The organism is Sodalis ligni, from assembly GCF_016865525.2.
Taxonomy (GTDB): domain Bacteria; phylum Pseudomonadota; class Gammaproteobacteria; order Enterobacterales; family Enterobacteriaceae; genus Acerihabitans; species Acerihabitans ligni.
Genome location: NZ_CP075169.1, coordinates 802,560 through 822,411, shown reverse-complemented (window position 1 = coordinate 822,411; position 19,852 = coordinate 802,560). Strand labels below are relative to the sequence as shown.

The window sequence follows — 19,852 nt, the reverse complement described above, 5'->3', positions numbered from 1 at the left end:
ATGTTGAAAGCGCTATGTTGATGTTTATTTTTATGAAGTAAAATATCAAAGATAAATAGGCCATTTTTCAGATAACCCTCTTCACAATAATGATAACGACGTATATATTTGATCAGACTATCCTGACTCTCGTCATCAATGCCCAAACGAAGCAGATAAACGGGCTCTTTTTTCGGACAATCCAATGCTCACAATGGTAATATTCCAGCCACTTCGTTTCAAAAGCGTATACATTGATTTACTGCATACGGTCATGATGGCCGTTTTACCGATAGTGCGCGTATAATTCACCATACCTAAAAATAATAGGTGGCAGAAGGGCAGCTTAGTTTCAGACAGCGATTTCACCCGTTCCTTATCGACAAAAACCGGCTCGACTCCAGCAGGGTTTCATCCTCTGCTGCTTGATAATTGAAAAATGCCTTGAACGGGCCGGTAATCATGTTCGGATACTTCATGCTGATAAAACGCACGCTGCTGACAATGTAGCCATCGTAACAGCCCAGTAGATAGTGGGTATGTTCATTATCGTACTGATCAAACTCCCGGTCCCCACACAGGCTACCTGCCAATTGAGGCGATCTTTAAATGTCCTTTTCGCAGCAAATATAATTCGTCAAGCTTATCATTGATAATATCCTGGTAATCTACACTAATTAAGTTAAACATACCCCATCCTTTTATCGTTATGATGAATTAACTACCTTTGTTCTAACTAAATACAAAGTGATTTTATGGTATCAGTAAAGGAAAATCCTCACAACCTGTACTAAAGTCTAGGGTAATAACTACACTATATATCAGCTTTAAAGATATTAAATTAACGAGTAATGTATTTCACTAACCCGTATTCACTCCAGTCATTATTAACGTTTATGATAGTTATAAGGGAACCTATGAGCAATCGATTTTGCATCATTTTGAACGAAGGAAACACTATATTAACTTTTGCGACCCCACTTCAGGATAAAATTTATAAAATAAAACAGGGATTTTTATTCATCGGCGACCGCACGCCATATCACACTTTTGATATAAAAAGTGAGTCATGGCATATTATTGGACATATAGACAATCTACCGCTGCTGAATTATTTATTATATAGCCATTATCCATCACAACATGAGGTTCTCAGCTTGGACATCATCTGCCTGGCGGTAAAACGTTATGGTATGAAAATTGTCGAATTACTTCAGGGAAATTTTTGTATTGTTTATGAAGATGCCGAGGGCAATCTGACGCTGGTCACGGAAAAAGAAACGCAGCAGGGTGCTACCAAGGCCACGAATGACGCCGAAACGGAGCGCGGCGGCACTGGTTGCCCGGTGGTTGCCGGCGCCCCGCAGGATACGCATTCTAAGCCCATTATTCCCGATATCCCGGCCGTCAAGGAAGCGAACTGTGCCGCGACGGCATGCCGGTACCCGCAGCAATCCTACAATACACAGCGGAAGATTGCCATAAATCGTTGGAATGATAACCATTTGCAATTCATCCAGAGCGTTAGATATCCGGCGTATTGCGAAAAGGAGACATGCGTCATGAACGATATAAAAGGCAAAGTGATTGATCTTTAAAATTATACATTTCCGTCAACTTCAAAACTAAATAATATTTTATTTTTTAAAAATTAAGCCTATTTATAACGCCTTTAAGTGATCTTCTCGTTAATAAAGCGACAGGTAAACACCCCTTTAATATAGGTCCAGATGGGTTTCGCAACTTAATATTCCCCATTTTCACTCATTAGACAAAGCGTCAAAATCGACTAGGCTTACTAATAATTATTACAGTCCGAACGAGCTCAAGGTGATTAAAATGGCCGAATCAGATCAATATAAAATGCAAAATCCTTTAACCCAATATCCGGCGGGCGAGTTCCCTAAACAACAACAGTCATCGCCGGGTCTGCAATCGGAGATGGGGCCGGTTCCGGATTGCGGCGAGAGCACCTATCGGGGCAGCGGCCGGCTGACGGGGCGCAAGGCGCTGATCACGGGGGGCGACTCCGGTATCGGCCGCGCAGTGGCTATCGCTTTTGCCCGTGAAGGCGCGGATATTGCCCTCTCTTATCATCCGGATGAACAAAAAGATGCCGATCAGGTCGCGGAGCTGATTAAAGAGGCCGGCCGAAACCTGGTGATGTTGCCGGGAGATTTAAGCGATGAGTCCGTCAACATCAAAACGGTGGAAAACGCGCTCAATCAGCTCGGAGGCCTGGATATTTTGGCGATAGTGGCCGGTAAGCAAACCGCGGTCGATGATATTGCCGAACTGACCACCGAGCAATTTCGCAAGACGTTTGAAACCAACGTCTTCTCGCTGTTCTGGATAACCAAAGCCGCAGTGCCCCATATGCCGGCGGGCGCCTCAATCATTACCACCTCGTCCATTCAGGCATACCAGCCCAGTCCTTCCCTGCTGGATTACGCTTCCACCAAAGCCGCCATCCTCACCTATACCCGCGCGTTGGCAAAGCAGGTTATCTCAAAGGGGATAAGGGTAAACAGCGTCGCCCCCGGCCCCATCTGGACCGCGCTGCAGGTTACCGGCGGCCAGCCCGTTGAAAAACTCCCCCATTTCGGTTCGCAGACGCCGATGGGACGTGCCGGACAGCCCGCCGAACTGGCGCCGGTCTATGTCTATCTGGCATCCCAGGAATCCAGTTATGTCACCGCTGAAGTACACGGCGTGACCGGCGGCAACCATTTAGGTTAATGATGCGGGGATAGGTATGTTTTACCCTTGATTATACTTTTGCGCCAAGGGGATGTCATGGGAATCACTATTGTCCGGGGGTTTCCATGCCCACCAGGCCCACTTTGAAATAGCCCGCCTTGCGCAAACCGTCCATCACCGACATCATGGTTTCATAATCCACCTGTTTATCGGCCTGAAAAAAGATGGTGGTGTCTTTATTACCCTGGGTCTGGAGGTTAAGGGCGTCTGCCAGCGTATTCATATCCACCGCCCGATCGCCGATGAATAGCTGTTTATCCGCTTTGACCGACAAATAAACCGGCTTTACCGGCCGGGGCTGGGCCAAAGCGGTGGAATTCGGCAAATTCACCCGGATATCCACCGTTGCCAACGGGGCGGCCACCATGAAAATAATCAGCAGCACCAGCATGACGTCAATGAAAGGCGTCACGTTGATATCATGCATTTCGCCGTCGCCATCGATGTCTTCATTCAAATGCATCGCCATAGCCTACCCTAACCGAAGCTTTGCAACGGCTTTGTGTTCGCGGTTGCCGGCGCCGGCGGCCAAATCCAGATCGCGCCCCAGCAGCAGGAGAATTTGCGCCGCACTGTCCCCTACCATGGCCTTATAGCCGGCAATGGTGCGGGCAAAGATATTGTAAATCACCACCGCCGGAATGGCGGCGAATAAACCCACGGCCGTTGCCAGTAATGCTTCGGCTATACCCGGCGCCACCACCGCCAGGTTGGTGGTTTGAGTATGTGCTATGCCGATAAAACTGTTCATTATGCCCCATACCGTACCAAACAGGCCGATAAAGGGGGATATGGCGCCGATAGTGGCTAAAAATCCGTTGCCTTTGCCCATCATCCGGCTGGCAGCCCCCACCCGCCGTTCCAATCGAAAAGCGGCGCGCTCCTTGATGCCTGCGCTATCGTTGGTTCCAGCGGATAAATCCAGTTCATTTTGCACTTCGGCCACCAGACGGGAGCTGACGCCTTCGGTCCGAAATGCGGCAACGGTTTCAATCGCCTCATCCAGACTGCGCACGTTTTTTAACGTTCTCAATTCATAACGCAGACGCCGTTTGGCCGACATCAGTTCGATACCTTTGCCGAAGAAAAGCGCCCAGGTGATAATCGATGCTATCAGCAGACCGACCAGCACGGTTTTCACCACCACATCGGCATGCCGGTACATTCCCCATACCGACAGATCCATTTGGGCAAGCTGCTGGGCCGAACCCATATCGGTACTTAGCGGTCCGGAAAACGCGGGGGTCCGCTGAATGTTTTGGTCCAGGGCGGCATCTTGGGACGGCGCCTGTTGAACATTTTGGGCGCCGGGGTCTTGGGCGGCGGCCTGCGGCGGCGCGGCGGCGCTTAATGCACATGAAAATAGTGACGCCGCCGCCAGGCCGCGCAGGATCGCAGGCAGCGGGCCGGCGCATCGCCGAGCCTTAAAGGATAGGTCCTGGATAATCGTCATGACAGCCGTCTTCACGAAATGCCTCCACCGGAATCTGTTACAGGAAATTAAATCAGCGAGAATGATAACAAACAGGACGCGAATTGATAGTGGTTCTCATTATTATTTGTATCAATTTTATTATGCGGCCAGAAATCTACCCAATAGTTTCACTTCATTAATAAATGGTAGCTTAATTTGTAACGTATTTATCAAGATTACCGACAGCGGGAGGTTTTAGCGGCCGTTCTCCAGCCATCATTTTACGCCGCTGAATAATGAAAGGCGTTAATGGTTTTTTAACGCGTTAAAACGCCTGCCGTCGGCGTGCAATCGTGTTAACTTAACTACGCGAAAGGGGGGTGTAATCGAGGCTTTCCCCGGCCTGCGGAATCGTAAGTGAAACCATAAGCGAAAGGCATAGCGCAGAACATGACGGTTAAGAAAATTGAAACGGCGCTGATCGCTGCCGGGAGAGATAAAAAATTCACCCAGGGCTCGGTCAATGCGGTCATTCAACGGGCTTCCTCGTTGGTTTTTGATTCGGTTCAGGCCAAAAAGCACGCTACCGAGCAGCGGGCGAACGGGGAACTGTTTTACGGCCGGCGGGGTACCCTGACCCATTTCTCATTGCAACAAGCCATGGTGGAACTGGAAGGCGGAGCAGGCTGCGCTCTGTATCCTTGCGGAGCCGCCGCCGTAACCAATTCCATCCTCTCTTTCGTTTCCGCCGGGGATCATGTTTTGGTTACCGGATCCGTTTATGAACCCACCACGGATTTTTGCCGGCATATTCTCGGCAAGCTGAATGTCGCCACCACCTGGTTTGACCCGATGATAGGCGCCGGCATAGCGGATCTTATCCAGGAAAACACCCGCGTGGTGTTTTTGGAATCGCCGGGATCCATCACCATGGAGGTGCAGGACATTCCGGCCATCGTGCGGGCAGTGCGATCCGTTAATCCCCAGATTGTGATTATGCTGGATAACACCTGGGCCGCGGGTATTCTCTTGCCGGCGCTGGCGCTGGGCGTGGATATCTCCATCCAGGCCGGTACGAAGTATATTATCGGCCACTCCGACGCCATGCTGGGCACCGCGGTAGCCAACGCCCGCTGCTGGGATCAGTTGCGCGAGCAATCCTATCTGATGGGTCAAATGGCGGATGCCGATACGGCATATATGGCCGCCCGTGGTCTGCGGACGCTGGGCGTCCGGCTTAAACAGCACGAGGCAAACGGCCTGCGGGTGGCGCGTTGGCTGGCCGAACGCACTGAAGTGGCGACGGTAAATCATCCGGCCCTGCCCGGCAGCCGGGGACATGAATTCTTCCTGCGGGATTTCAAGGGCGCCAGCGGGCTGTTTTCCTTTATTTTGACAAAGAGGCTGAGCCAGCGGCAGCTTGAACACTACCTCGATCATTTCGAACATTTCAGCATGGCTTACTCGTGGGGAGGGTTTGAATCCTTGATACTGGCCAATCAGCCCGAAGAGATCGCGGCCATACGGCCGGCCGGCGGGGTGGATTTCACCGGGACCCTGGTGAGGGTTCATATCGGTCTGGAGAATGTCGATGACCTTATCGCCGATCTGGAAGCCGGTTTTGTACGGATCGGGGAGGTTGGGTAATCGCTCATTGACGCAAAGAGGTCTAAAATAGTTAATGAAAATTGTCTGATTGGGCGGGCCGTCGAGGACAACCCGGTCTATTGACGATACGCTGTGGCACTAAAACGAGATGAGCAGGTTCGAATGGGTGTATTACATGAGATTGTCCGCGCACTTTGGCAACAGGATTTTGCCGCATTAGCCAACCCGCGGGTAATTTGGGTGGTCTATTGCGTAATATTCACGATGTTGTTCTTGGAAAATGGACTACTGCCGGCCTCATTTTTACCTGGTGACAGTTTATTATTGCTTTCCGGCGCCATGGTGGCGAAAGGGGTAATGAGTTTTGTTCCCACGCTGCTGGTTCTCACCGCCGCCGCGGGCCTGGGCTGCTGGTTCAGTTATCTACAGGGGCGCTGGCTGGGTGACACCCGAATTGTCAGAAGCTGGCTGCTCCATCTGCCCGCCCATTATCATCAACGCGCCTACACCATGTTCAACCGCCACGGGCTGATGGCGCTGCTGGTGGGCCGCTTTTTGGCCTTTGTCCGCACCCTGCTGCCGACCATCGCCGGTATTTCCGGACTGAGCAATACCCGCTTTCAGCTTTTCAATTGGCTGAGCGCGCTGATATGGGTCAGCGCCTTGCTGACGCTGGGGTACTCCTTAAGCCATATGCCATTGCTGAAACACCATGAAGATCAGGTCATGATGATCCTGATGGTGTTGCCGCTGATATTGCTGTGCAGCGGGCTGGTGGGAACGCTGTTGCTGCTCTGGCGTAAACGCAAGATAAAAGATACCGCCTGAAATAATTAAATCTGCATAGCCGAACCGGAGCCGGGAGTTCGAATTCGCGCCACGTCTTCCCTGGGGGAAACGCCGAAGTAGCGTTTGAATTCCCGGCTGAACTGCGACGGGCTTTCATACCCCACCCGCATGGCGGCGGTGCCGGCATTCAAACCGTCATGCAGCATCAACACCCGCGCCTTATGCAGCCGATAGGTTTTAAGATACTGCAGCGGCGAGGTGCTGGTCACCGCCTTGAAATTATGATGAAAAGCCGACAGGCTCATGTTGACGTCGGCGGCCAGCTGTTCAATGGTCAGGTTATCGGCGAACTGCCTTTCTATTTTTTTAAGTATCTTGGCGATCTGATTGAAATGCGTTTGCCGGTTCGCCAGCGCAAACAGCGCATCGCCGCAGACGTCCTGCAGCAGATAATAGATGATTTCCCGCACGATATTCGGCCCCAGCACTCTTGCATCCATGGGCTTATCCATAATATCCAGCAGGCGTTCCGCGGCGCAGAACAGCTCCTCGGTCAAGGGCGCCGCATTGATGCCGCTGGAGCGGGCGGTTACCGGCCGGAACTGCGCGTCATCTCCCATGGAGATAATCAGATCCTGCAGCATCAGGGTATCCACGCCAATCGCCAACCCCACCAGAGGTTCTTGCGCCGAGGCAAAGGTTTCGCATTCAAACGGCAGCGGCACGCTCAGCAATAAATATTTGCTGGCGTTATAGTCAAAGACCTTGTTGCCGAGATAGCCGGTTTTTCGCCCCTGGAAAAGAATGATAATGCCCGGCTCATACATAACCGGCGTACGGGCACAATAGGTATCGGTAAACAGCAGCCTGACATAGGGTATGGTTACCCGGTTTTTCTGCTGCAGCAACTCCATGGCGCGTATCGATAACCGGGTACAAATGGAGTGGTTCTCTGTCATCGTACGGATTCTCTCTATTGAATGATTCAACATTTATTTTGCCATTTATGGCGATATTTCTCTAATTATTAGGATAAATAGGCAAACAGCGAGGAGGAATATGCATTGAATCACGATGCCGCGTTAATCACAATAGAGGATAGGAATGTATACCTCATGACCTGCCGCATCCCGTGGCGTCTACTAGACTAGTGATACAGATTTTACCACTGCCGGCCTATTGCGCGCCGGCAACCGGCTATAAAGGAGATACTATGGCAACGCAACCTACAGTGACTTTTCATGATGGGCAGACCATGCCGCAGTTTGGCTTAGGCGTTTGGCAGGCCAGTAACGAAGAGGCCTTATCCTCGGTCCGGGAAGCATTAAAACTGGGTTATCGCTCCATTGATACCGCCGCCATTTACCGTAATGAAGTGGGCGTAGGGCAAGGGATCAAAGCCGCCGCGCTTCCCCGCGAGGAGCTGTTTATCACCACCAAACTTTGGAACGCGGACCAAAGCGCCGCGCCTAAAGCCATGGAAGAGAGCCTGAAAAAACTCCAGCTTGATTACGTTGACCTCTATCTGATGCACTGGCCGGCGCCGGCGCAGGACACCTATGTCCGGGCCTGGCGGGATATGGTCAAGCTAAAGGAAGAGGGGCTGGCCAAAAGCATAGGGGTGTGTAACTTCCATGCCCCCCATCTGCAACGGCTGTTTGATGAAACCGGCGTGGTTCCGGTTATCAACCAGATCGAACTCCATCCGTTGCTGCAACAGCGCGAACTAAGCAAGTTCAACGCTGCCCATGACATTATCACCGAGGCCTGGAGCCCGCTGGCCCAAGGCGGGAAAGGGGTGTTTGATCAGCCGATTATTCGCCAGCTGGCGGAAAAATATGGCAAGACCCCGGCGCAGATCGTTATCCGTTGGCATCTGGATTCCCAGCGTGTAGTGATCCCGAAATCCGTCACCCCGGCGCGTATCAAGGAAAATGCCGAGGTTTTCGATTTCAAGCTGGAACAAAGCGAACTGGACGCCATCGGGCGGTTGGATAGCGGCAAACGCCTGGGGCCGAACCCGGATACCTTTGTTAAACCCTAACAGCGGGCTGAATGTCCAAGGTGCAAGGTCGGGACAGAGTGCGAGATGGTAAACTCGCCGTGAACCCTTCCCTGGGGGCTCGATCCGCGCCATCCCTGGCGCGGACGGTTTACTCCTCTCGCACCCTTTCCCACCCTTATTGGTTCCGAATCATCTGTACATGCCCAGTTTTATGAGGAAGTTTGCACGGTAAACTGGCCGGCGCAGCCGCGGTCGGCCAGTTCCAGGACCTGGTTATAATACATAAAGGGGAAATGATCCGAGGAGACCTGGGGATACCAGACCATCAGCTCTATTTCGGTCTCCACCCAAACCGTATCCTTCCAGCCCTGATCTTCCGGCAGCGGCGCGTTGCCGTTAACCCGTTTGATCAAAAACGCTACGCCCTGGATATGAAAGGGCTGCGGCGTATCGGCATAGATTATCCACCGTTCAAAACTGCCCTGCAGCGCCTGGAAATCCGTGCGGTTCATGTCCCAGAGGGCGCCGTTGATTCCCGGCAGGCTCCCTCCCAGACGGAACTCGCGGGTGCGGCTGATATTGCCGTCCACGAACTGATCCGGCAGCAGGCGCATGGGCAAATTATCCGTCACCAGCGGCAGCAGGCCGGTTGGCTTCAAGGTCAAGACCACGGTGGAAATCAATATGGTCGAAGGCTCAAAAAAGCCCCGGACCCTGTCCATCAGGCCCGCCGCGGCACCGACGGTAATGGACACTTCTTCCCCTTTCGACATATCAATGAGGATTTCACGGCGCTCGCCGGGCACCAGTGACAATTGGGTCACCGCAACCGGCGCCGGTAAAAAGCCCTGGTCGCCGGCCACCACCTGCATTGACCGGCCGTCGCTGAGCTGCAGCCGGTAGCTGCGGGCATTGGACGCGTTGATCAACCGCAGCCGCACCCAGCCGCGGGAGACTTCAAGGAACGGGCTTTGCACGCCGTTGGTCAATAAGGTATCGCCGAGAAAGCCGCCGCTGGAGGGCGGGTCGTACACTGGCGCGCCGAAATTATCCAGCCGTTTATCCTGGATAATCACCGGAAAATCATCCACTCCGTAATGATTGGGCAACGGCAGTCCTTTGCTTACCTCATCTTCCACCAGCCAAAGTCCGGCCAGTCCATTATAAACATGTTGGGCCATGCGGTTAGGGGTATTGGCATGATACCAGCAGGTTGCCGCCGGCTGGCGGATAGGCAATACCGGGGACCAGTCGACATTGGGGGACATCATGCGGGGCGCCCCGCCCATCAGTGAACCGGGCACCTGCAGGCCGCTGACGGTCATGGCCACCGGCTCGTTGAGGCGGTTGTTATAGATAAGCTTGACGTCGTCGCCGTTATAAACCCGCACCGTCGGCCCCAGATAACCGCCGTTGATGCCCCAGGTCGCCGTCCTGCGGCCGGGGATAAATTCCCAATGCGCCTGCTGCAGGGTCAAAAACAGCGGCTGGCCGCGACGGGACTCCAGCAACGGCGGCACCGGTAAGGCGGCCGGCTGTCCGGAGGCCCCTGCCCTCAGCGGTATGGCGCCGGAACAAAGCGCAATGCCCGAAGCCTGAATGAACTGACGTCGACTGAGTGACATATCTACTCCACAAGAACCCTGCAACCTGAAGTATTAAGGGTATATATATCCGGCGGCGGTCCCGCCGGTAACGGCACGGGACAAAGAAGCCCGCCTATTTTATCCGCGCTTCGCGCTCAGCCACTTCCGCATTCAGTTCCGCCAGCTTGGCCGCCATGATGTTGCGGCAATCTTCCGTCAGCACCCGCACCTTATCGCGGCTGTAGGCTGCGGTATCCACCGGCGGCATGACTTCAACAATGACCAGCCCGTTCGACCAGCGATTAAGCTTGATTTTATTGGAGGTGTTAGACACGCAAATCGGCACAATCGGCACTCCGGCGGCGATGGCCGCATGGAAAGCGCCGGTTTTGAACGGCATCAGCCCCCGGCCCCGGCTCCGGGTCCCTTCCGGAAACATCCAGATGGAGATATTTTTCTTTTTGATTTGGCGAACGACTTCGTTGATAGTACCATGCGCCTTGGAACGATTTTCCCTATCTATCAATAAATTGCCCGCCAGCCAATACAGCTGGCCGAATAAGGGTATCCACAGCAGGCTTTTTTTCCCCACCGTAACCGTTCTGGGCTGCACAGCGCTCGCGGCGGTCACCATATCATAATTATTTTGATGATTAGCAATATAAATGCAGTTTTGCCGGGTCGTCGTGGATGAAGGACAACGTATCTCCACCTTCAGCCCCAAAAGCGGCGCCAGGCGGCCGAACATATGGCCGAAGGTAGCGACATGGCGAGGATTTCGCGGACTGAAAAGACAATAAATCAACCCAAAGACGCAGATACAAGCAGACAGCACTATCACCAGAATTGTGCGAATAATCGCTAACATATTAACCTCTTAACCCTCAGCCACCGCCAGTATACCGGCTTGATGACAAATTACACGGCTATTACCGGCTCGGATCCGGCCCAACCGGCCGGATCCACGGTTTTTATTTTTATCCCCTCAAACTTCAAGCTGCCGGTGCGTTGGCTTTCCCGCGACTTGAATTATTCAGGGTAGTCGAGTGCGGCCTGCCCGCCCGCGACGCGGGCAGGCGAGATCATACTCAGCGATCCGGCGCATCCCCTTCCGGGGAGAGAGCAGCCGCTAACGGATCATCCAGCTCAATGCGATCGATACGCTGCAGGCCGCGAGGCAGCAGGGTGCCTTTACGGCCGCGTTCGGCACGGTATTTCTGTAAATCCTCGGGACGCAGAGTGAGTTTGCGTTTACCGACAAAGAAGGTCACCGACGCCTTGGTGGAAAGCAACAGCAGCCAGGCCATACGATCCTTGCCCGACGCCGCGTCCGCCGCCGCAATGGAAATGATTTTATTGCCCTTGCCTTTGGAGAGCAGCGGCAAATCCCCCACCGGGAATAACAGTATCCGGCCGGCCTCGGTTATCACCAGCAATAGGGAATCGACAGCGTCGTTAACCCAAAGCGGCGCCATGACTTTGGCGTTTTCCGGCAGGGTCAGCATGGCCTTGCCGGCCCGGTTCCGGGCGACCAGGTCTTCGAAGGTACACAAGAACCCATAACCCGCGTCCGAGGCCAGCAGCAGTTTTTGATCGCTGGGGGCGGTCAGCATCCGGTCGACGGTCGCCCCCGGCGGCAGGGTGAGTTTGCCGGTTAAGGGTTCGCCCTGTCCCCGGGCCGAAGGCAGGGAGGAGGGATCTAATGCATAGCTGCGGCCGGTGGAATCAATAAAGACCACCGGCTGATTGCTGATGCCCCGCGCGGCGGAGAGGAAGGTGTCGCCGGATTTGTAGTTCAACGCGCCCGGGTCGATATCATGGCCTTTGGCGCTGCGCACCCACCCCATGGTGGAGAGGACAATGGTTACCGGCTCGGAGGGAACCAGTTCATGCTCGCTGAGGGCCTTGGCTTCATCTCTCGCCACCAGAGGCGAACGACGGGGATCGCCATAGGCGGCGACATCCGTCTCGATTTCTTTTTTCAGCAGATTGCTGAGCTTGCGTTCAGAGGCGAGAATGCCCTGGAGCTTTTCACGCTCTTTCTCCAGCTCCGCCTGTTCACCGCGGATTTTCATCTCTTCGAGCTTGGCCAAATGACGCAGTTTCAATTCCAGAATGGCGTCGGCCTGGGTATCGCTCAGCGCGAAAGCCTGCATTAACACCTGCTTGGGCTCATCCTCGGTACGGATGATGCGGATCACCTCGTCAAGGTTGAGATAGGCCACCAGCAGCCCTTCGAGAATATGCAGGCGGCGCAGCACTTTTTCCAGCCGGAAGTTCAGGCGGCGCCGGACCGTATTCCGGCGGTAAACCAGCCATTCGGTGAGAATTTCCAGCAGGTTCTTCACCGCCGGCCTGGCATCCAGGCCGATCATATTCATATTGATACGATAGCTGCGCTCCAAATCGGTGGTGGCGAACAGATGATTCATGACCTGTTCCAGATCGATGCGGTTCGATCGGGGCACCACCACCAGCCGGGTGGGGTTTTCATGATCCGATTCATCCCGCAGATCCTCCACCATCGGCAGTTTTTTTGCGCGCATCTGGCCGGCGATCTGTTCCAGCACTTTCGCCCCTGACACCTGGTGAGGCAATGCGGTGATAACGGCATCGCCATCCTCCATATGCCATAAGGCGCGCATGCGCACCGATCCGCGCCCGCTTTGGTATATTTTGAGGATTTCATCGCGGGGGGTAATGATTTCCGCATCGGTGGGGAAATCCGGCCCCTTCACATGATTAAGCAAGTCTTCCAGGGTGGCAGCGGGATTATTCAGCAGCTCGATGATGGCGGCGCCCACCTCGGCGACATTATGGGGCGGAATGTCGGTGGCCATACCGACGGCAATGCCGGTGGTGCCGTTCAACAGAATGTTGGGCAACCGCGCCGGCAGCGTTTTCGGCTCTTGCAGCGTCCCGTCGAAATTAGGGGCATAATCCACCGTCCCCTGCCCCAGTTCGCTCAGCAGCAGCTCCGCGTACTTGGAAAGGCGGGACTCGGTATACCGCATGGCGGCGAAGGATTTCGGGTCATCCGGCGCCCCCCAGTTACCCTGGCCGTCCACCAGCGGATAGCGGTAGGAAAAAGGCTGGGCCATCAGCACCATGGCTTCGTAGCAGGCGCTGTCGCCGTGGGGATGATACTTACCCAAGACGTCGCCGACGGTACGGGCGGACTTTTTGTATTTCGCGTTGGCGTTTAATCCCAGTTCCGACATCGCATAGACGATACGGCGCTGTACCGGCTTCAGCCCGTCGCCGATAAAGGGTAATGCGCGATCCATGATGACGTACATGGAGTAGTTAAGGTACGCATTTTCGGTGAATTTATGCAGCGCCAGGCGTTCCGCGCCGTCATGAGCCAAATCACTCATTGATTGTTCTTCCTCTTACCGCGGTGTGTTCGGGAGTAGATTGGCACACCCTGGGGTATGTTGGTTTCAAGCCAATGATAGTACCTTATCCGGCCTATGGCTGTCACAGGGGTTAATTGCCGCGGCGCCGGCCTTCATATGCAATGATTTCCTAAGCAGCCGCTCATCGATCAAGACATTATAAAATATCGCGAGCATCTGGGCCGCGTCTTTGGTTAACTAGTGGGCGCCCCCATTTTTATCCAAAGACAGAGGAAGTAATGATCACGGTAATTGCAGAAATCAAAGTGAAACCGGGACGACGAGAAGCGGTTTTGGCTGCTATCCAGGCACTGCGGCCCAACGTGCTGGCCGAAGATGGCTGCGGTGAATATACTTTGCTGACCGACTACAAAGCGCAAGTGCCGTGGCGAAAAACCGCCCCTGACTCCATCTTCATGCTGGAGCAGTGGAAAAGCATACGTCATCTTGAACAGCATCAACAGGCGCCGCATATGGATGCGCACCGCGCCCACATCAGGAACGACGTCATGGATGTCACTTTCCATATTCTGGAGAAGCGTACCGATTGATTAACGCCTATATCGATGGCGATTTGCCGTAAGCACTGCCTCCGACAATCACCGGCGTTATGCAGGTGGTTGTCGGATTATCTCCGGGGGGATTCAGATGCCATTGATGAGCTTGAAATTGGCCCTTCGCTAATTTACACCGTGCCGTCCGCATTGTAGTATTATATAGCCGTCGCCGTGACAGGGTCCTTGTTATCATGGAGGGTCAATTAATTTCATGGTTTCAACACCTGCTTTGAGATAATGAATACTTTTACTGATATTGATAATGCGAATAATGATTATTATAAAAATAGTCATGATCAGTGAAAAAGAAGCATCGCCAACAGCCATCACACATGCTTGGAAAATATATTTTACAAACGATGATAAATGCGTTAGAAACTAAAATATATCATTTAAAGTTACTTATTTTGGAAAATTAAGCCAACCATGGCCGATGCCGATACTCTTGTTTTGAATATCTTTCATTAACATAACGGATTGAATGGCCCGTATTGCCGAACGGAGATTTCCCCGAGCATGGAGCCTGGGCTGAACAGAGCGGCAGGGTTATCATATCTCTTATGAATATGGCCCTCGGCAGGAGCCAGAGGAATACATATTATATAATATCTCTCAGTTAGTATTTTGGCTTTTTTCGAGTCTTAGAATGGTTAAGGCAAAAATTATATTTATTTTAATAATCCAATTTCCGAAAATATTTATGACACCAATTAAGGATTCCATGCCCTATGAATTTTTCAACATTAAAGACATGCTATTCCACTGCGGCATTTGAAAGTATTGAATGCGTTGGATTACTCAGTAACGAATTGTATGACTCATGGGGTTACTGGCAAAATCAGGCGGCTCACGGCAGTGACGAATTGCGGCAGATAGCCGTGGATATGCTTGAGGACTGCTGGCAAAGAAAATGTAATCAATTAAGCTTGGTCGATCTTAATCTCACCACCCTGCCGCCTAATATGTCGCATCTTTATTGGTTGGAAATACTTGACGTCCACAATAATAAGCTGACATCCCTGCCGAACGATTTGCCGCCGAATCTGCGCAAGCTCAACGTCGGCTATAACCGGCTAAAAAAAATTTCGGCGAGGATGCTTACCGATTTAAAGGAGCTAAACGCCGCCAACAATAAATTAAGCAGGCTGCCGACGCATTTGCCCGATTCCCTCGAGTTCCTTGATGTCCAAAATAACCGGCTATCGCGCTTATCGGAAAAACCGCCATTATCGCTGCGCGTTCTTTCAATCAATAAAAACCAGCTAAAAATAGTGCCTGCGGCATGGGCCCGCCTGGGCATCGACGTTGCCGCGCACGGACCTGCGGCGGCGTTTTTCACGGTCGATGAGCGGGAAGCCGGCGACCATAACGACGAAGACGTTATGTCCGCGATACAGGCGGTATCGGAACCCGCCTTGTCAAACCGGCTGCGAGAATCATCCCAACCCAGGTGGAGGCTCGCGTTCGTCGCCGGTTGGGATGCCCTGTGCCAAAAAATATCCGTAAAAAAATGTTAGGCTCGGGCATCTTAATGAACTATTCACGGTAGCCTCGCCATGAATTCTGCGCTGCCCGCCGGCTATTACCCTAAAGTTTATAGAGTTATTATCCGATTAAGGCAAATTCCTGTCATATATTGAATTCACATCCGCTCTGTCTTCACAGAAGGTCATTTCCCCTGGCGACATGACTTGTTTCGACGTTCATACTTCTGCCGCCTGAAACCGCAGGCAGCCCATACCATGACAATACCGGAGATAAGATGTTAAGTTTGTTCAAACCCGCCGCCCATCGGCCAAGGGTACCGGATCAGAGCACCGATCCTCTTTATCGCCGTTTGCGCCGGCAATTGTTTCTCGGCATTTTTTTTGGCTATGCCGCTTATTATCTGGTGCGGAAAAACTTCGCCCTGGCGATGCCCCAACTGATGGAACAGGGATTTTCAAAAGGAGATCTGGGCATTGCCCTGTCCGGCGTTTCCCTGGCTTATGGTATTTCCAAATTTGTCATGGGATCGGTTTCCGACCGGTCCAATGCCCGCCTGTTTCTACCCACCGGCCTGTTTCTCGCCGGGGCGGTAATGCTTTTCATGGGGCTGGTGCCCTGGGCAACCTCCGGTATCGCCATCATGTATGTCCTGCTGTTCATCTGCGGCTGGTTTCAGGGCATGGGCTGGCCCGCCTGCGGCAGGGTGATGGTGCACTGGTGGTCCCATAAGGAACGGGGGCCGATTGTCTCGGTATGGAACTGCGCCCACAATGTCGGCGGCGGTATACCGCCACTATTAGCCATGGTGGGCATGGCCTTGTTTGGCGACTGGCACAGCAAACTCTATCTACCGGCGCTGGCGGCCATGGCCATGGCGCTGGTGGCATGGCTGCTGGTGCGCGATACTCCGCAATCCTGCGGACTGCCGCCCATCGAAGAATATAAAAATGATTTTCCGGAGCACTACGACGGGGAAAACGCCGAACAGGAACTCACCACCCGTGAAATCCTGTTGAAGTACGTCTTGCCCAGCAGGTTATTGTGGTACATCGCGCTGGCGAACGTTTTTATCTATTTGCTGCGCTATGGCATTCTGGACTGGTCGCCCACCTACCTGAAAGAAGTGAAACACTTCACGCTGGAAAAATCGTCCTGGAGCTATTTTCTTTATGAATACGCCGGTATTCCCGGTACCTTGCTGTGCGGCTGGATGTCCGACAAGGTCTTTAACAGAAATCGCGGCGCCACCGGCGTCTTTTTCATGGTGCTGGTGACCATCGCCACGGTGGTGTACTGGCTCAATCCGGCCGGCAACCCCGGTGTGGACATGTTGTGCATGCTGGTCATCGGTTTCCTGATTTACGGTCCGGTCATGCTGATCGGCCTGCATGCGCTGGAGCTGGCGCCGAAAAAAGCCGCCGGTACCGCCGCCGGTTTTACCGGCCTGTTCGGTTATCTGGACGGTTCCATGGCCGCCAGCGCCGTTATCGGCTATACCGTGGATTTTTTCGGCTGGGACGGCGGTTTCATGGTCATGATCGGCGGCTGCGTCCTGGCGGTGCTGTTGCTGTTATTAACCATGCTCAGCGACACAAAACGGCCTGCCTTAACCGACGCCGCAGCGGAGTAGCATGCTGAAACGGAGTCACTCAATTAAGGCGTTCATTACGGCCTCGCAATGTGGCCGGGAACGCCTGACCTGATTGGCGCCGATGTTGTCCTAGAAGATTAATTTAAATACGCCGGTAATGGTCAGCAGGCCGACAATAAAGATAATTGCGATAATCCAGAGAAATATTTTCATTCCGTTTCCTTCTTGTGAGGTGGGATATCATCAATGCGGAGTTAAGTGGATGATATCTTTAAATGAGTATAGAAGAAGAAAATGGAATTGACAGGCCGGGGGCTACATTAAGCCGCCCCGGACGGAACCTTAGCCACCCTGCCGTATGCAGGCCATCAACGCCGCCGCATCGTCGATGTGCGGCGCCGACAGGATCAGCATTTTACCCAGCTTCAATGCATGATGCTGGCATTTATGCCGCATGGCGGCATCGGTCACGGTATCCAGATCCGCCACATGGGCCAGGCCGATGGTACGGCGAATCAATTCGGTACCGCAATAACCCAGGGCATCGGTCCAGACCTGCCGGAGGAAACAGCTGGCATAGCCCGATTCGGCAAGGGCGAGGTCTCGGGTGTTTTCCGCCGCTAGCGTCCGGAATCTCTCGGCAAAGGCCTGCCACAGTTCGCCGATATCCTGCAGACGCTGTTCACGGCCCGCGGCGGCCTCAGACGGCCCCAGCAATCCCGGCAGGCCGCAGTAGTTCAGCAGCAGATTGCCGATGGCGGTGCCGATATCAAACCCGATGGGGCCGTAATAACCGAACTCCGCATCGATAACCTTTAGCCGGTCTTCGGCGACAAAGATCGATCCGGTATGGATATCGCCATGCAGCAATGCTTCCGCTTTAGTGAGGAAACGATGCTTAAGCGCCGCCACCGCCAGCTTGAGATCGGAATCGCTTTGTAATGAGGCCACCGCTTCGTTCAGCGCCGGCTCGTAGGAGTTACGGTCGTGGCCGCCGTAGGGATCGGTGAAAAACAGATCTTCAGTGATCTGGCACATTTCCGGATTGCTGAACCGGCCCACCTCGGCTTTTTTTTCGTGGGGATGCTGATAGAAATCCGAGGTATGAAACAGGGTTCTGGCCAGATACTCCCCCAATTGGCGGGCGGCCTGGGGATAATAGCGGCCATAGGCCAGCTCCCGCCGCCAGATGGTCATGGAAGACAAATCCTCCTGAATCATCACCGCCAGACCGGCATTATGATGCAGGACTCGCACGGTATGCTGCGGACAATAACGGCCATGGGCAAGGAGGGTTTCTGCCTCGATACGGGCGCGATCGAGGGTGAGTGGCCATGATTCGCCGACGCAGCGCACATAGGGCAACGCCTGTTTGACCACTACCCGGCTAACGCCTTGGCCGTCGAGGATTTTAAACACCAGATTGAGATTGCCATCCCCCACTTCCTCGGCGTTTATCAACGTTTCCGCGTCGCTGAGCCCGGCATAACGGCGGGCATAATCAACGGCATCGGCGGCGGTAAGCGTACCGGTAAGCGGACATATTTCAGCACCTCTATTTAAGAGTATGGACGTCTATACTTCTTTACGTCATGTTGGCAGAATACCTTTTTTGGCGCAATAACCTAAAAGGATTTAACAACTGATGCAGAACATTAACGCCACCAGTTTGCGGGTGCTGGATAACCGCTTGTGGATATTGGATCAGCAGGCGCTGCCGCAGCAAAAAAACTGGTATCGGGTCACCACTGTGCATGAGCTTATTGATCATGTCCGCGCCCTTCGGGTACGCGGCGCGCCGCTGATTGGTTTGACCGCCAGCCTGCTGCTGGGCCTGCTGGCGGAGCAAGGGATGTCGCGCACGGAGCTGTTGTCCGCGCTGGCGCAATTGCTGGCGGCGCGCCCCACCGCCGTGAATCTGATGAATAACCTGGCGCGGATGGGCGAAGCGCTGGCAACGGCGGATTATAGCGATGCCATGGGACGGGAAGCGCTGCGGCTGGTGGAGGAAGATCGGGCGCTGTGCGAGGCTATCGCCGGCCATGGCGCGACGCTGGTGAGTCCCGGCAGCCGCCTGTTGACCCATTGCAATACCGGCGGGCTGGCTACCGCCGGTATCGGCACCGCGCTGGGAGTGATACGCCGCGCGCATCGACAGGGCAAAGTGAAACGGGTGTGGGTGGGTGAAACCCGGCCGCTGCTGCAGGGCGGACGCCTGACCGCCTGGGAGCTGGGCGAACTGTCCATACCCTATACCCTGATGTGCGATTCCATGGCCGCCGGGCTTATGGCCAGGGGCGAGGTGGACGCCGTTTGGGCGGGGGCGGATCGCATCGCCGCCAACGGCGATGTGGCCAATAAAATCGGCACCTATGGCCTGGCGGTGCTGGCGCATTACCATGGCGTCCCGTTTTATGTCGCCGCGCCCCATACCACCCATGACGCGGCGTGCGCCGATGGGGGTGCGATTCCTATCGAGCAGCGGGATGCGGGGGAAGTTACCGGCGTAAGCGGCGGTTTCGGCAGCTGCCGCTGGGCGCCGGAAGGCGCGGAGGTTTATAATCCGGCCTTTGATGTGACTCCTGCATCACTTATCAGCGCCTGGGTGCTGGATAGCGGCGTTATTACCTCCGGGCAGGTGGCCGCGGGGATTTTCCGGCGACCGCTGGTTAGATAA

17 protein-coding genes and 1 pseudogene are annotated in these 19,852 nt (G+C 53.9%); 9 read left to right on the top strand and 9 right to left on the bottom strand.

The annotated features are described in order from the left end of the window. Positions 1-135 precede the first annotated feature (135 nt). Positions 136-572, bottom strand: a pseudogene (locus GTU79_RS30055) (acyl-homoserine-lactone synthase). Between the two features lie 324 nt (positions 573-896). On the opposite strand from GTU79_RS30055, the gene GTU79_RS03820 reads away from it, so the two are divergent. Beyond that, complete coding sequence (locus GTU79_RS03820) at positions 897-1,577, top strand: carbapenam-3-carboxylate synthase domain-containing protein (protein WP_203522836.1); 681 nt, start codon at positions 897-899, stop codon at positions 1,575-1,577. 241 nt (positions 1,578-1,818) lie between these two features. Then, the gene (locus GTU79_RS03815) at positions 1,819-2,718 is read left to right on the top strand and encodes an SDR family oxidoreductase (protein WP_132923452.1); all 900 of its coding nucleotides are present in this window, start codon (positions 1,819-1,821) and stop codon (positions 2,716-2,718) included. A gap of 67 nt (positions 2,719-2,785) precedes the next feature. Here the strand turns inward: GTU79_RS03815 and exbD are convergent, their stop codons facing one another. Together exbD and exbB are read right to left on the bottom strand one after the other, a co-directional pair. Next, positions 2,786-3,208: a TonB system transport protein ExbD gene (gene exbD / locus GTU79_RS03810; protein ID WP_203522837.1), complete on the bottom strand. Its 423-nt coding sequence runs from the start codon at positions 3,206-3,208 to the stop codon at positions 2,786-2,788. 3 nt (positions 3,209-3,211) lie between these two features. Beyond that, positions 3,212-4,207 (bottom strand): tol-pal system-associated acyl-CoA thioesterase, encoded by a 996-nt coding sequence (exbB, locus tag GTU79_RS03805; RefSeq protein WP_253073486.1) that lies wholly within the window; start codon positions 4,205-4,207, stop codon positions 3,212-3,214. A gap of 396 nt (positions 4,208-4,603) precedes the next feature. On the opposite strand from exbB, the gene metC reads away from it, so the two are divergent. Together metC and GTU79_RS03795 are read left to right on the top strand one after the other, a co-directional pair. After that, complete coding sequence (metC, locus tag GTU79_RS03800; RefSeq protein WP_203522838.1) at positions 4,604-5,800, top strand: cystathionine beta-lyase; 1,197 nt, start codon at positions 4,604-4,606, stop codon at positions 5,798-5,800. A gap of 123 nt (positions 5,801-5,923) precedes the next feature. Then, positions 5,924-6,589 carry a DedA family protein gene (locus GTU79_RS03795; protein WP_203522839.1) on the top strand — a complete coding sequence of 222 codons (666 nt, stop codon included), beginning with the start codon at positions 5,924-5,926 and terminating at the stop codon, positions 6,587-6,589. Positions 6,590-6,594: 5 nt separating this feature from the next. Here the strand turns inward: GTU79_RS03795 and GTU79_RS03790 are convergent, their stop codons facing one another. Beyond that, a complete protein-coding gene (locus GTU79_RS03790) occupies positions 6,595-7,509 on the bottom strand; it encodes an AraC family transcriptional regulator (protein ID WP_132923456.1) in 915 nt (304 codons plus the stop codon). A gap of 254 nt (positions 7,510-7,763) precedes the next feature. Between GTU79_RS03790 and dkgA the strand changes: the two genes are divergently transcribed. Continuing rightward, positions 7,764-8,594 (top strand): 2,5-didehydrogluconate reductase DkgA, encoded by an 831-nt coding sequence (gene dkgA, locus GTU79_RS03785; protein ID WP_203522840.1) that lies wholly within the window; start codon positions 7,764-7,766, stop codon positions 8,592-8,594. 170 nt (positions 8,595-8,764) lie between these two features. Here dkgA and ftsP read toward each other — a convergent pair whose 3' ends face one another. The 3 genes from ftsP to parC all read right to left on the bottom strand — a co-directional run bounded on the left by ftsP (position 8,765) and on the right by parC (position 13,518). Then, positions 8,765-10,180 (bottom strand): cell division protein FtsP, encoded by a 1,416-nt coding sequence (gene ftsP, locus GTU79_RS03780; protein ID WP_203522841.1) that lies wholly within the window; start codon positions 10,178-10,180, stop codon positions 8,765-8,767. Between the two features lie 94 nt (positions 10,181-10,274). After that, positions 10,275-11,009, bottom strand: coding sequence for a 1-acylglycerol-3-phosphate O-acyltransferase (locus GTU79_RS03775; protein ID WP_203522842.1), 735 nt, complete (start codon positions 11,007-11,009; stop codon positions 10,275-10,277). 220 nt (positions 11,010-11,229) lie between these two features. After that, positions 11,230-13,518, bottom strand: a complete 2,289-nt coding sequence (parC, locus tag GTU79_RS03770) for a DNA topoisomerase IV subunit A (protein WP_203522843.1) — start codon at positions 13,516-13,518, stop codon at positions 11,230-11,232. A 260-nt stretch (positions 13,519-13,778) separates the two neighbouring features. On the opposite strand from parC, the gene GTU79_RS03765 reads away from it, so the two are divergent. From GTU79_RS03765 to glpT, 3 genes are all read left to right on the top strand, one after another. Next, positions 13,779-14,090: a putative quinol monooxygenase gene (locus GTU79_RS03765; RefSeq protein ID WP_132923461.1), complete on the top strand. Its 312-nt coding sequence runs from the start codon at positions 13,779-13,781 to the stop codon at positions 14,088-14,090. A gap of 734 nt (positions 14,091-14,824) precedes the next feature. Then, positions 14,825-15,613: a leucine-rich repeat domain-containing protein gene (locus GTU79_RS03760; RefSeq protein WP_203522844.1), complete on the top strand. Its 789-nt coding sequence runs from the start codon at positions 14,825-14,827 to the stop codon at positions 15,611-15,613. A gap of 245 nt (positions 15,614-15,858) precedes the next feature. Beyond that, a complete protein-coding gene (gene glpT / locus GTU79_RS03755; protein WP_203522845.1) occupies positions 15,859-17,214 on the top strand; it encodes a glycerol-3-phosphate transporter in 1,356 nt (451 codons plus the stop codon). Between the two features lie 90 nt (positions 17,215-17,304). On the opposite strand, the gene GTU79_RS31790 is transcribed toward glpT, so the two are convergent. Then, positions 17,305-17,388 (bottom strand): small membrane protein YohP, encoded by an 84-nt coding sequence (locus GTU79_RS31790; protein ID WP_023654377.1) that lies wholly within the window; start codon positions 17,386-17,388, stop codon positions 17,305-17,307. Positions 17,389-17,517: 129 nt separating this feature from the next. Beyond that, positions 17,518-18,720: an S-methyl-5-thioribose kinase gene (gene mtnK, locus GTU79_RS03750; RefSeq protein ID WP_214514120.1), complete on the bottom strand. Its 1,203-nt coding sequence runs from the start codon at positions 18,718-18,720 to the stop codon at positions 17,518-17,520. A gap of 100 nt (positions 18,721-18,820) precedes the next feature. Between mtnK and mtnA the strand changes: the two genes are divergently transcribed. Further along, positions 18,821-19,852 carry an S-methyl-5-thioribose-1-phosphate isomerase gene (gene mtnA, locus GTU79_RS03745; RefSeq protein WP_203522847.1) on the top strand — a complete coding sequence of 344 codons (1,032 nt, stop codon included), beginning with the start codon at positions 18,821-18,823 and terminating at the stop codon, positions 19,850-19,852.